The sequence below is a fragment of the Bradyrhizobium liaoningense genome, from assembly GCF_018130785.1.
GTDB classification, from domain to species: Bacteria; Pseudomonadota; Alphaproteobacteria; order Rhizobiales; family Xanthobacteraceae; genus Bradyrhizobium; species Bradyrhizobium liaoningense_A.
This window is the reverse complement of record NZ_JAFCJT010000015.1, coordinates 19,363-32,153: the sequence shown is the minus strand read 5'-3', so window position 1 is coordinate 32,153 and position 12,791 is coordinate 19,363. Positions and strand designations below refer to the sequence as shown.

At 65.0% G+C, this 12,791-nt stretch carries 12 protein-coding genes; 5 read left to right on the top strand and 7 right to left on the bottom strand.

Annotated features, from left to right (window positions below; genetic code table 11):
* The first annotated feature begins 13 nt into the window (after positions 1–13).
* Both JQ627_RS25595 and JQ627_RS25590 read left to right on the top strand, forming a co-directional pair.
* Positions 14–271, top strand: a complete 258-nt coding sequence (locus tag JQ627_RS25595; protein WP_212486867.1) for a hypothetical protein — start codon at positions 14–16, stop codon at positions 269–271.
* An 11-nt stretch (positions 272–282) separates the two neighbouring features.
* Positions 283–531, top strand: coding sequence for a hypothetical protein (locus JQ627_RS25590; protein WP_212486866.1), 249 nt, complete (start codon positions 283–285; stop codon positions 529–531).
* Between the two features lie 580 nt (positions 532–1,111).
* Here JQ627_RS25590 and JQ627_RS25585 read toward each other — a convergent pair.
* From JQ627_RS25585 to metG, 3 genes are all read right to left on the bottom strand, one after another.
* A complete protein-coding gene (locus tag JQ627_RS25585; protein ID WP_212486865.1) occupies positions 1,112–3,988 on the bottom strand; it encodes an EAL domain-containing protein in 2,877 nt (958 codons plus the stop codon).
* A gap of 154 nt (positions 3,989–4,142) precedes the next feature.
* Complete coding sequence (locus JQ627_RS25580; RefSeq protein WP_212486864.1) at positions 4,143–5,141, bottom strand: NAD(P)H-quinone oxidoreductase; 999 nt, start codon at positions 5,139–5,141, stop codon at positions 4,143–4,145.
* Between the two features lie 67 nt (positions 5,142–5,208).
* Positions 5,209–6,888 carry a methionine--tRNA ligase gene (gene metG, locus JQ627_RS25575; protein WP_212486863.1) on the bottom strand — a complete coding sequence of 560 codons (1,680 nt, stop codon included), beginning with the start codon at positions 6,886–6,888 and terminating at the stop codon, positions 5,209–5,211.
* A 275-nt stretch (positions 6,889–7,163) separates the two neighbouring features.
* Here metG and JQ627_RS25570 point away from each other — a divergent pair, with 275 nt between their 5' ends.
* Together JQ627_RS25570 and JQ627_RS25565 are read left to right on the top strand one after the other, a co-directional pair.
* Positions 7,164–7,355, top strand: a complete 192-nt coding sequence (locus JQ627_RS25570; RefSeq protein WP_028148424.1) for a DUF1192 domain-containing protein — start codon at positions 7,164–7,166, stop codon at positions 7,353–7,355.
* A 487-nt stretch (positions 7,356–7,842) separates the two neighbouring features.
* Positions 7,843–8,352: a DUF1465 family protein gene (locus tag JQ627_RS25565; protein ID WP_212486862.1), complete on the top strand. Its 510-nt coding sequence runs from the start codon at positions 7,843–7,845 to the stop codon at positions 8,350–8,352.
* A gap of 186 nt (positions 8,353–8,538) precedes the next feature.
* Here the strand turns inward: JQ627_RS25565 and rpmE are convergent, their stop codons facing one another.
* Complete coding sequence (gene rpmE / locus JQ627_RS25560; protein WP_008137002.1) at positions 8,539–8,766, bottom strand: 50S ribosomal protein L31; 228 nt, start codon at positions 8,764–8,766, stop codon at positions 8,539–8,541.
* 201 nt (positions 8,767–8,967) lie between these two features.
* On the opposite strand from rpmE, the gene JQ627_RS25555 reads away from it, so the two are divergent.
* Positions 8,968–10,812 (top strand): ABC transporter ATP-binding protein/permease, encoded by a 1,845-nt coding sequence (locus JQ627_RS25555; protein ID WP_212486861.1) that lies wholly within the window; start codon positions 8,968–8,970, stop codon positions 10,810–10,812.
* 174 nt (positions 10,813–10,986) lie between these two features.
* Here JQ627_RS25555 and JQ627_RS25550 read toward each other — a convergent pair whose 3' ends face one another.
* The 3 genes from JQ627_RS25550 to JQ627_RS25540 form a co-directional block, all read right to left on the bottom strand.
* Positions 10,987–11,232 (bottom strand): hypothetical protein, encoded by a 246-nt coding sequence (locus JQ627_RS25550; RefSeq protein WP_212486860.1) that lies wholly within the window; start codon positions 11,230–11,232, stop codon positions 10,987–10,989.
* Positions 11,233–11,314: 82 nt separating this feature from the next.
* The gene (locus JQ627_RS25545) at positions 11,315–11,761 is read right to left on the bottom strand and encodes a GNAT family N-acetyltransferase (RefSeq protein WP_212486859.1); all 447 of its coding nucleotides are present in this window, start codon (positions 11,759–11,761) and stop codon (positions 11,315–11,317) included.
* Positions 11,761–12,789 (bottom strand): peptidoglycan -binding protein, encoded by a 1,029-nt coding sequence (locus JQ627_RS25540; protein WP_212486858.1) that lies wholly within the window; start codon positions 12,787–12,789, stop codon positions 11,761–11,763. The genes JQ627_RS25545 and JQ627_RS25540 overlap by 1 nt, the downstream gene beginning before the upstream one ends.
* Positions 12,790–12,791 lie beyond the last annotated feature (2 nt).

Here is a 12,791-nt window from a genome sequence, read left to right as displayed (position 1 = left end):
CGAGAGGACGATTGTGAACGATTACGACACGCTGCGGGATTACCTGATGCGGCAGAAGCAGACGGAATTCGTGCTGAGCTTCGAGCAGATCGAGGAGATCATCGGCGCGGCCCTGCCGCGCGCGGCGAACCGCGCCTCATGGTGGGACAGCTTGCGCAGCCCCGACATCCAGATGCCGCAGCGCGAAGCGTGCCTCGCCGCGGGTTTCGTGGCGACCCGGATGCCCGATGGCCAGAGCGTGCGGTTCACCAGGAAGAAGCAGCGCAGGTGAGCTGACGCCGCATGATTCTGCGCTGGCTAAGGGGGATTTTTGGCGCAGCCCTGATTGCAACAGGCGTGCTGTTCGCACTCGCCTTCGAGGCCCGCTACTGGCGCTGGCGCGACTGTTTCAACGAGCTCGGCCGCTGCTACGACCCGGTCTCGCAGGATGTCTATCTCGAACAGGCCGGTTTGGTCTGGGGCGGTCTTGCCGCGATCTCGCTGCTGGTGGGGCTTTGTTTGGTCGCGGGTCTACGACGCAAGCCAGGCTAGGTCAGCCGGACGCGGTGCGCCGCCAGCCCGAGACGGGGGGCGTTAGCCCAAGTGTTGGCCGAAGCGTTTGCTCAAATGTAGAACCACGGCCTTCATTGGCGATTACCGGGCCAGCGTTCGTCAGAGATATGGGCTCGGATCAGGCATCTGCTCGTCTGCCGGTCGCAGGCGCGCACGCATGTGTTCTGGTGCCCTCGAAAGTCACCGGCCCCGCCGGTGTAGTTGGCACATGTGCCGATGCAATTTGCGCCTCGATCCTCACATCGTGCGGCTGTCACTGCTTCGGCCGATGAGGCGAGGAACATTCCGGTGCCGATGAGGGTGATCGCGTAGAAAATGTGCCGGGTCATCCGTGACTCCTGAGAAAGACGCGCGTGGTCTGCTCATTCTGAGAACGGCAGCTGCGAGCCCAGCGACCTCGATGACGAAGCCGTTCTGGATAGCATGCTGCGTGCCATTTTTCATGGTGGTCGAGCAGGGTCCATTGATCTGGATCAAGCCCGGCATCAGCGCGCCGGTGCGGCACCCCGCTCGCTTCGCGAGCGACCCTTTCCGGGAGGAGAGCGGAAGAAGATAAGCGCTAGCTCGCCGCTTCCAGCCGCACTTCCGTCAGCAACCGCATCGCCGCGTCCGCATCCATGGGCTCGCCGAAGGCAAAGCCCTGCGCGTATTCGCAGCCCATCTGGTAGAGCTCGACGGCATCGGAATCGGTCTCGGCGCCTTCCGCGACCACGTCCATGCCGAGGTCGTGCGCGAGCGCGATGATCGACTTCAGGATCACCGGACGGGTGCCGCGGTTGGTGGTGCGCACGAAGGACTGGTCGATCTTGATGGTGTCGAACGGGAAGCGCTGGAGATAGGCCAGCGACGAATGGCCGGTGCCGAAATCGTCGAGCGACAGTCCGGTGCCGAGCTCGCGGATGCGCGTCAGCATCTGGGCTGCGTGCTCCGGGTTCTCCATCACCAGCGATTCCGTCAATTCCAGCTTCAGCGTACCCCGCGCCACCGAGGAGCGCGACAGCACGGTGCGGATGTCGTGGATCAGATCGTGGCGCAGCAATTGCCGCGAGGACACGTTGACGGAGGCGAAGATCGGCTCGCGCGAGCGCATCGCGCGTTGCCACACCGAAAGCTGCTTTGCGGTCTGGTCGAGCACGAACATGCCGAGGTCGACGATCAGGCCGGTCTCTTCCGCGATGCTGATGAATTCCGACGGCGCCATGCGCCCGAGCTTCGGATGATCCCAGCGCGCCAGTGCCTCGAAGCCGGCGATCGAACGATCTTCCAGCCGCACGATCGGCTGGTACAGGATCGTGAGCTCCTGCCGCTCGATGGCGCGGCGCAGCTCGCTCTCCAGCGTCAGGCGGTCGGTCTTTCGCGCGCGCATGGCGGGCTTGTAGACGTCGATGCGGTCACCGCCGATGCGCTTGGAATGATACATCGCAAGCTCGGCGTCCTTGATGATCTCGTCCGTCAACTGGGTTTGAGGATCGGAGAGCGCCAGCCCGATCGAGGCAGTGAGAAAAATCTCGCGGTCGTTGAAGGCGATCGGGGCACGGATGGTCTTGCGGATGGTCTCGGCGAAGGCGGTGATGCGGGCAGGGTCCTGCTCCGAGAGCAGGATCAGGCCGAACTGGTCGCCGGCAAGCCGCGCCAGCGTGTCCTGCGGCTTCAGGATGCGGGTGAGTCGGCGGGCAAGCGTCAGCAGGATCGAGTCGCCGACCGCGATGCCGACGGAATCGTTGACCTGCTTGAAGCGGTCGAGGTCGATCACCATCAGCGTCGGCCGCAGCGTCGGCATGGTCTTGGCGAAATGCGCGACCGCACCCAGCCGGTCCATGAACAGTTTTCGGTTGGGCAGGCCGGTGAGGTTGTCATGCACGGAATCGTGCAGCAGGCGCTCCTCGGCGTTGCGCAGCTCGGTGACGTCGGTGAGCGTGCCGACGACGCGCGAGACCTCGCCGTCCGAGCCGACCACCGGGCGCGCCTTCAGGGCGAACCACATGAAATGACCGTCCGGCGTGCGCAGCCGGAAATCCTGCACCAGGCGGCCGCGGCGCTGGTCGAGCACGCTGTCGAGCGCGGCGCGGAAACGGTCCTGATCGAGCGGATGCAGCACTTCGAGCCAGGACGCCGCCGGGCCTTCCAGCGTGCCGCGCTTGAGGCCGAGCAGGGCCTCGGTCTCGGGACTGGTGAAGACCTTGTCGGCGGACACGTCCCAATCCCAGATCAGATCGCCGGAACCGGCCAGCGCCAGCGCCCGTCGCTCGATGTCGGAGACGACCCCCGTGCTGGCGCCGCCGCCGGCGAAAGCGTGCTGCATCACCGTGAAGCCGATCAGCATCACGATCAGCACGAGGCCGCCCAGCAGGGCCGGGCCGACGATGTCGTTGGTGACGGAGCCCGCGACCGTCATGCCGGCCGCGACCACCCAGACCACCAGCAGGAACCAGGTCGGGATCAGCAGCACGGCGCGGTCGAAGCCGTGGGTGGAGAGATAGACGATCAGCGCGAAGCCCGCGAAGGCGATCAGCACCAGCGATATGCGCGCGATGCCGGACGCCACAGCCGGATCGAACAGGGCGAGCGCAACGAGGGAGCCCAGGAACGCGAGCCAGCCGACGGTGATGTGCGAATAGCGCACATGCCATCGACTGAGGTTGAGATAGGCGAAAAGGAACACCAGCAGCGTCGCCGCCAAAATCGCTTCGCCCGCCGCGCGCCAGATGCGCTCGGCGTTGTTCGACATGTCGAGCACCTTGCCCCAGAAGCCGAAATCGACGCCGATATAGACCAGCACCGCCCAGGCCAGCGCCGCGGCGGCCGGGAACATGATGCTGCCCTTCACCACGAACAGAATGGTGAGAACGAGCGCCAAAAGCCCGGAGATGCCGATCACGATGCCCTGGTAAAGCGTGAACGAGTTGACCTTGTCCTTGTAGGCTTCCGGCTCCCACAAATAGAGCTGCGGCAGCTTGTCGGTGCGCAACTCCGCGACAAAGGTGACGACGGCGCCGGGATCGAGCGTGATGCGGAACACGTCGGCCGTCGCGCTCTCCTGGCGTTCCGGGCGGTCGCCGATCGACGGCGTGATGGTCGCGATGCGCGAGAGGCCGAGGTCGGGCCAGAGCAGGCCCGACGAGACGATGCGGTAATGCGGGGCGACGATCAGGCGGTCGAGCTGGTCATCGGTGTTGTTGGCGAGCGCGAACACCACCCAGTTCTGGCCGCCTTCGCGCGCGCGCACCTCGATGCGGCGGACGATGCCGTCGGTACCGGGCGCGGTCGAGACCTGGATGCGGTCGGCGTCACTGCGCTGATGCTCGAGCACTCCGGTGAGGTCGATTGCGGGCGCATCGCCGCGGACGCTGACGGCGTCCAGCGCGCGCGCCGGGGACGCGGCGACGAGAATCATGAGGCCCAGCGCTATGGGCGCGAGGCACCTGATCAGACGCAAGGTCAGTTCTCCGCGTTCGACGCAAACTCTTCAGTGCAGGATCGTCAGTGCAAGGCGTTTTCCGAACGGAACAAGATGGTTCGGCGCGTCGCGATAGATGCCACGAAAGCGAGGAAAATCAAAGGGTTTCCGCCTCGCCCCGTGGGCCGTTGGCCTAGACCTCCAACACAATTTTGCCAATATGTGCCGAAGTCTCCATGCGCCGGTGCGCATCGGATGCCTTTTCCAGCGGGAAAGTGCTGTCCATCAGCGGCTTGACGCGGCCTTCGCGCAAGAGCGGCATCACTTTCGCCTCGATTGCGGCCACCATCGCCGCCTTGTCCGCATTACTACGGGGGCGCAGCGTCGAGCCGGTATGGGTGAGGCGCTTCACCATCACCTTGGCGATGTTGACGCTGACCTTGGGGCCATTGAGGGTTGCGATCTGCACGATGCGGCCGTCGACCGCGGCGGCATCATAGTTGCGGTCGACATAGTCGCCGGCGACCATGTCGAGGATCAGATTGGCGCCGGTATTGTTCGTCTCCGCCTTGACCACGGCGACGAAGTCTTCGGTCTTGTAATTGATGGCGCGGTCGGCCCCGAGCTTGAGGCAGGCATCGATCTTGTCCTGCGATCCCACGGTGACGAACACCTTGGCGCCGAACGCTTTCGCGAGCTGGATCGCCATGGTGCCGATGCCGGAGGAGCCGCCATGGATCAGCAGCGTCTCGCCGGCCTTCAGGCCGCCGCGCTCGAACACGTTGTGCCAGACCGTCATCAGGGTTTCCGGCAGCGCGCCGGCTTCCTTGATCGACAGCGCCGGCGGGACGCTCATCGCCTGGGCGTCCTGGGCGATGCAGTACTGCGCATAGCCGCCACCGGCGACGAGCGACATCACCTTGTCGCCGATCTTGTGCCGCTTGGCGTTGCTGCCGACCGCCACCACTTCGCCCGCGATCTCGAGCCCCGGCAGGTCGCTGGCGCCGGGCGGCGGCGGGTAGGCGCCGGAGCGCTGCGCCACGTCGGGCCGGTTGACGCCCGCGGCCTGCACCTTGACCAGAATCTCGTCGGGGCCGGGTTGCGGCAGCGCCCGTTGTTCCGGCACCAGCACCTCCGGTCCGCCGGGCTTGGAGATGGCGACCACGGTCATTTGCGCGGGCAGCTTGTCCATGATGTGTCCTTGGATGAATGAATTCGGCGGATGGCATATCGCCTTTTTCCGCCGAAGTGAAACGACATTAGGGCCCGAACCGCTCCGCCAAATGGCTTGCTCTTTCGGGAGAGATTTTTTCGACCAGTGGACCGATCGGCGCGATCGCTGTGCCGGCGCCGCCGTCGAGCAGGTCCGCGATTGGGCCACGGGGCCAGCGTGGCACGGCATCTTCGCCACCGAAGGCGTACAGCACATTTTCCGACAGGCTGGGTACGATACTCCACGCCAGCACAGCGCAGGTGCGGACCAGATTGAGGCCCGTTCGCGTCACGATCGCTGCGCGAAGCCGATCGGACTTGAGGGCTGTCCACGGCGCGGCATGCTGCAGGTATGCGTTCGCCACATCCCAGATCGCGCGCGTCGCGGCCGCCGCTGCACGAAACTCGAGGGCCTTGTGGTGCCGTCGCAACGTCGCGATACGCTGCTCCAGTTCGCGTGCGAGCAGGTGCTCGGCCTCGCCAGGAGCGCCGCCTTCCGGAATTTGGCCGTCGAAGGCCCGATGGGCGAAGCTGACAATGCGATTGACGAGGTTGCCGAAGATGTCGGCGAGATCCTTGTTCACATCGGCGACGAATCTGGCGACGATGAAATCGGTGTCGGCGCTTTCGGGCGCGTTGGCGATCAACCACCAGCGCCAGAGATCGGCGGGCAATTCGTCCAGGGCCTGGTCGGTAAAGATGCCCCGATTGCGGCTGGTCGAGAACTTGCCGCCCTCGTAATTGAGCCAGTGGAATCCCTTGATCACGTCCACAGTCTTCCAGGGCTCATTCGAGCCAATCAGCGTCGCCGGGAAGCTCACGGTGTGGAATGGGATGTTGTCCTTGCCGAGGAACTGGACGTAGCGGACGTCATCGGCCTGCCACCACCATTTTCGCCAGTCACGGCCCGGCGCGATGGCAGCCCATTCCTGGGTGGCTGCGATGTAACCGATGGGCGCGTCGAACCAGACATAGAAGACCTTGTCGTCGAATCCCTGCCGCGGAACCGGGATACCCCAGGCCAGATCGCGCGTGATGCAGCGATCGCGCAGGTCGGCTGTCAGCCAGCCTTTCGCGGTGGACACCACGAAGGAAGGCCAGCCGGAGCGGCTGTCGATCCAGGCACTCAACGTGGCCACAAGCTGCGACTGGCGCAGGAACAGATGGCGGCTTTCGCGGACTTCCAGCGTCCGGTCGCCCGACAGCGCAGATCGCGGGTCGATCAGTTCGGGCGGATCGAGCAGCGCGCCACACTGGTCACATTGATCACCGCGCGCGGACGGGTCGCCACAATGCGGGCAGGTGCCGAGCACGTAGCGGTCCGGCAGGAAGCGGCCGTCCGTGGGTGACCAGACCTGCGGCAACTTGCGTTCCTCGATCAATCCGCCATCCTCGAGCCTGCGATAGAAGTGCTGTGTCAGAGCGCTGTTCTGTGGCGAGCTGGTTCGCCCGAAATGGTCGAAGGAGAGGCCGAACCGGCGGTAGATGTCGGCCTGGATTGCGTGCTGCGCGTCGCAGAAAGTGCGGACATCCTGTCCGGCGCGAACGGCGCCGAGCTCAGCCGGCGTGCCGTGCTCGTCGGTGGCGCAGATGAAGAGCACGTCGTCGCCGATCTGCCGCCTGAAGCGGGCGTGGACATCGGCAGGGAGGAGCGAGCCTATGAGATTGCCGAGATGCTTGACGCCGTTCACGTAGGGAAGGGCACTGGTGATGAGAATTTTGGTCATGACTGCGGTCTTTCGCGTTTGGTGATGCCGACCGACGAAAAATCAAAAGCCCTCCCGCATGATCGGAAGGGCTTGGGGTCGGCTCATGCCTCACGCGCGTGGACGCGCGCTTATCCCGTCCGGTCAACCTCCTTGCGGTTGGGCCGGGGCATTCGCGTCAGGTGTTGCGCGCTCGCGAAAGTCACTGCAAATTCTCCTTGTGGAGAAGCGATACCATTTCGGCTCGGAAAGCGCCAGATCGGCGTCGTTCAGGACAGGACTGCCCGGGAGGACACATGGCCATCGAGGACGACGACAAGCCGCGCAAGAAGGTCAGCCATGAAATCGGACAGGATCTCTCCCTGTTGTCTGTGGAGGAACTGACAGAGCGCGTCGCGCTGCTCAACACCGAGATCGCAAGGCTGGAAGAGGCCGCTACCAAAAAGCGCGCCTCGCGCGATGCGGCGGATAGTTTTTTCAAGAAGTAGAATTCGACAGCGTAACGCGTGCCGCTTCCACGGCGTCGTGGCCGTGCTCGTCCCGGCCGTCCACGTTTTCTTTCCAACAGCGACGAAGAACGTGGATGCCCGGGACAAGCCCGGGCATGACGGAGAGTTTGTTCCGCAGCGCACTCGGCCTCTGGCCGACATGGCTAACGAACCCTCAAAAAATTCGTTCGTTTACGGTCGATTAAGCTTTTCACTTTATGACTGGAACTGTCCTCGTTTGGACACCGAGTGGCTCCTGTCCACTCTGTTTGACGCCTCCCTGTTATCAACTTTCAAAGCCGCCGGTCTCCGGCGGCTCTTTTTTTGCCTTTTTTGCGTCTCGTTCCGGTTGAATTCCGAGGAAAGACCCGCGGAAACCATATCCGCGCTTGTCGCTGGACTCCGCGTCCCGCCCGCGCAATGATTTGTTCATCATAAGCCGGCGCCAAAGCCGGGTGGGTAGACAGTTGCGTAAGGGGCGTTAACCATGGAACGTTTGCAAGCCGAGGGTGCCCTCGTTCAACTCAGCGAGCGGTTCACCAATTCTGCGGCGTTCGGCGTCCTGTTCCGTGAGGGCATGGACCTGGTCGAAGAGACTGCCGCCTATCTCGATGGCGCTGGCCGCACCGAGGCCAAGGCGCTCGATCGTGCCGTCAGCCTCACCTATGCGACCGAGAGCATGCGTCTGACCACGCGACTGATGCAGCTCGCCTCGTGGCTGCTGCTGCACCGCGCGGTGAAGGAAGGCGAGATGACGCTGAGCCAGGCCAATCGCGAGAAGACCAAGGTCAAGCTCACCGCCGCGGATCCCGGCCCGTCCGACACCATCGAGAAGCTGCCCTCGCAGCTCCAGGACCTGATCCATCGCTCGATGAGTCTTCAGACCCGCGTGCGCCGCCTGGACACCACCATCCACACCCCGCCGGTCGAATACGTGGCGATCGGCAACCCGCTGGTGCCGCAGCTCAACGCGCTGAAGGCCGCGTTCGAGCGGTAAGCGCAGCTGTCGTAGGGTGGGCAAAGGCGCGAAGCGCCGTGCCCACCATCTGTCTTTCGGAATCGTGACAAGAAGTGGTGGGCACGCTTTCGCCTTGCCCACCTTACGAATTCGCGGTCCTGCCCAGAAACAAAAACGCCCCCGGTCTCCCGGGGGCGTTTTTCGTTTCCAGCCGTGAGGGCCGGATCAATCCTTTTTGAGAAAGCCCGAAAACTTCTTCTGGAAGCGCGAGACGCGGCCACCGCGATCCAGCATCTGCGCGTTGCCGCCGGTCCAGGCCGGGTGCGACTTCGGGTCGATGTCGAGGTTCAGCGTGTCGCCTTCCTTGCCCCAGGTCGAGCGGGTCAGGTACTCGGTTCCGTCGGTCATCACGACCTTAATCGTATGATAATTCGGATGAATTTCGGCTTTCATGGCAATTCGCCGGCGCCCGGCGCCTCTCGGTTGAGTGACTATCGATGACGGATTTGGCGGGGTCTATACCCTACGGGACCCCGTAAAACAAGCCATTGTGGGCAAAGGAGAACCGGGCCGTCCCCTAAGGGACATCCCGGATTTGCCACTCCCCCTGCCGCGGCCTATGTGGAGCTAACTTATCTCCTTGGGTCCGATCTCATGAGCGCTGTGGAACGGCTTGACGACCAGTACCGCGACGAGCGCGCTGCGCCCGAGGCCCCGTCCATCGAAGCCGAGCTGATCGAGCAGCCCGCCAAGGGCCGCGCCAAGCTGCGGCCGCTGCTTGCGCTCGCCCCCTATGTGGCCCGCTATCGCGGCCGGGCGGCGCTGGCCTTTGTCGCGCTGACGGTCGCAGCGCTGACCACGCTGCTGGTGCCGATCGCGGTGCGCCGGATGATCGATTTCGGCCTGACGCCGGAAGGCATCGCGATGATCAACAACTACTTCTCGGTGATGATCGCAGTCGTCGCGGTGCTCGCGCTCGCCAGTGCCGCGCGCTACTACCTCGTGATGACGATCGGCGAGCGCATCGTCGCCGATCTCAGGCGCGACGTCTTCGCCCATCTGCTCTCGCTCTCGCCGGCCTTCTTCGATTCCGCGCGCAGCGGTGAGCTGGTGTCGCGGCTCACGGCCGACACCACCCAGATCAAATCCGCGGTCGGTGCCTCCGTGTCGATCGCGCTGCGCAATCTCATGATGTTCTTCGGCGCAGCGGCGATGATGGTGATCACCAGCCCGCGGCTATCCGGCTTCGTGCTTCTCGCCATTCCCCTGATCGTGCTGCCGCTGGTCGCGTTCGGGCGCTGGGTGCGGCGTCTGTCGCGCAACGCGCAGGACACGCTGGCCGACGCTTCGGCCTATGCGGGCGAGCTGGTCGGCGCCATCCGCACCGTGCAGGCCTATACCAGCGAAGGGCTCGCCGAGAAGCGTTTTGGTGGCGAGGTCGAGCAGGCCTATGAAGCCGCGCGCACGTCCACGCAGGCGCGCGCGGTGCTCACCGCCATCATCATCTTCATCGTGTTCGCCAGCGTGGTCGCGATCCTCTGGATCGGCTCGCATGACGTCCTGATCGGCACGATCTCGCCGGGCCGGCTCGGCCAGTTCGTGCTCTATGCGGCCTTCGCTGCGGCGGGCCTCGGCCAGCTCAGCGAGGTCTGGGGCGAAGTCTCGGCTGCCTCCGGCGCGGCCGAGCGCCTGTTCGAGATCCTGCATGTGCAGCCCGAGATCAAGGCGCCCGCAGCGCCGCGCGCGCTGCCGGTGCCGGCACGCGGCGAGGTCGGCTTCGACCAGGTCAGCTTCTCCTATCCGGCGCGGCCCGACGTCAATGTGCTCGATGCCGTGTCGTTCACCGTGCGCCCCGGCGAGAAGGTCGCGATCGTCGGCCCCTCAGGCGCCGGCAAGAGCACGATCTTCCATCTGCTGCTGCGCTTCTACGATCCGCGGGGCGGCGCGATCTCGCTCGACGGCGTGCCGGTGAAGTCCGCCGATCCGCGTGATTTCCGTTCCCGCATCGCGCTGGTGCCGCAGGAATCCAACGTGTTCGCCGCAAGCGCCCGCGAGAACATCCGCTTCGGCCGGCCCGATGCGACCGACGCCGAGGTCGAGCGTGCTGCCGAACTCGCGCATGCCGCCGAGTTCATCCGCCGCCTGCCCGAAAGTTTCGACACCCCGCTCGGCGAGCGCGGTGTGACGCTGTCCGGCGGCCAGCGCCAGCGCATCGCGATTGCCCGCGCGATCCTGCGCGATGCGCCGCTCTTGCTGCTCGATGAAGCCACCTCCGCGCTCGACGCCGAAAGCGAGACGCTGGTGCAGACCGCACTCGAAGAGCTGATGCGCCACCGCACCACGCTCGTGATCGCACATCGCCTGGCAACCGTCCTCTCCTGCGACCGCATCCTGGTGATGGAGCACGGCAAGATCGTCGAGCAGGGCACGCATGCGGAACTCGTGGCGGCGAACGGGCTTTATGCGAGGCTCGCGAGGCTGCAGTTCGAGGGGGCGTGAGGCGCCGCGATCGCCGCCCCGATCACGGTGTCATCACCCGCGAAGGCGGGTGATCCAGTACTCCGAGACGGTCGTGATCAATCGAGAAACTGCCGCATACTGGATCCCCGGCCGGAGCCTGTCATCGGGCTCGCCGAAGGCGAGACCCGGTGGCGGGGAATGACATAGCGGACGTTATCGGCACTTCGGCGACAGCGCCGGCACATTCGGCCACGGCCAGTTCTTCCAGCTCCCGTCCTCGCCGACGCAGGCCGATGAAGCAGGGCCGATCGTTGGATCGGGGGTGCCGGTCGGAGCCGGCGCACTCGCCGTCTTCGCCGGCGCGACAAAACGCTGGTCGACATAGGCCGTCGATAAAAATCCGGCGACGATGACGCCCAGAAAGACCGAAGACCCCTTGGCCAGGTTGCTCAGCCGCATCGATCGTCTCCATCCGCCTGTCATCGCTGCTCCCACGGGGGCAACGAATAACCGACGTCCGGGGATCCCTGGGTGACCGGCGTCACGCCCGCCATGCCATCTTCAGCACCGGCCGTCCCGAGGTCGGGTTCAGATCGTCGCCGGCATGCGCAAAGCCGTTGCGCTCGTAGAAGCGGATGGCGCGGGCATTGTCCTTGTTGACGAGCAGCGTGATGCCTGACGGTGACAGGCGCTTGGCCTCGTCCACCAGCAACCTTGCTGCATCCGAGCCCCAGTGAGCGGGATCGACCACGAGCTGGTCGAGATAGCCTTCGCCGTCGATGGTGACGAAGCCGGTCAGCACGCCGTCTTGTTCGGCGACGACGATCGAGGCTTTCGGCACCAGATCCTTGCGCCAGCGCTCGCGCCACCATTCGAGCCGCGCGGCGAAATCGATCTGCGGATAGGCCTGCTGCCAGGTGCGATGCCAAAGGTCGATCGAGGCGGTTTCGTCCTCGGGGCGGTAGGGGCGGAGGCGGAGGGCGCTCACTACCGCTCCGTCAGCTTCAGCTCGATGCGGCGGTTGCGCTTGTAGGCTTCTTCCGTGTTGGCGGTGTCGAGCGGCTGGAATTCGCCGAAGCCGGCGGCGACGAGGCGCTGGGCGGGCACGCCGAGCGAGACCAGATACTGCACCACCGAGATCGAGCGCGCCGCGGACAGGTCCCAGTTCGACTTGAAGTTCGGGCCGGTGACCGGGCGTACGTCGGTATGGCCGTCGACGCGCAGCACCCAGGGGAGATCGCTCGGGATCTTCTTGTCGAGCTCGATCAGCGCGGCTGCCAGGGTGTCGAGCTCGGCGCGGCCCTCGGGCAGAAGCACCGCCTGGCCGGTGTCGAAGAACACTTCGGACTGGAACACGAAGCGGTCGCCGACGATGCGGATGTCAGGGCGGTTGCCGAGAATGGCGCGCAGGCGGCCGAAGAACTCCGAGCGATAGCGCGACAATTCCTGCACGCGCTGCGCCAAGGCAACATTCAGGCGAGATCCCAGATCGGCGATCCGGTTCTGCGATTCCTTGTCGCGCTTCTCGCTGGCGTCGAGCGCCTCTTCCAGCGCCGCCAGTTGCCGCCGCAGCGCGCTGATCTGCTGGTTCAGCACCTCGATCTGCGCCAGCGCCCGCGCCGAGACGGCCTTCTCCGAGTCGAGCGCCTTGCCGAGCTCCGAGGTCTTGCCCTGCGCGTCGTTGCCGGCAGCAGCCAGGCCGTCATAGAGGCCCTTGATGCGATCGCGCTCGGTCTCGGCCGAGGCGAGGCCCGCCTTCAATTGCGAGACCTGGTCGTCGAGCGTGAGCTTGCCGAGCTTTTCCAGCGACAGGAGCTCGTTGAGCTGGGCGATCTTGGCGTTGAGCTGCTCCAGCGCCTTGTCCTTGCCGGTGACCTCCTGCGACAGGAAGAACTGCACGACCAGGAACACCGACAGCAGGAACACGATCGACAGCACCAGCGTCGACAGCGCGTCGACGAATCCCGGCCAGTAGTTGAAGGCGCCATCGCTGCGGCGGCCGCGCGCTAGAGCCATGT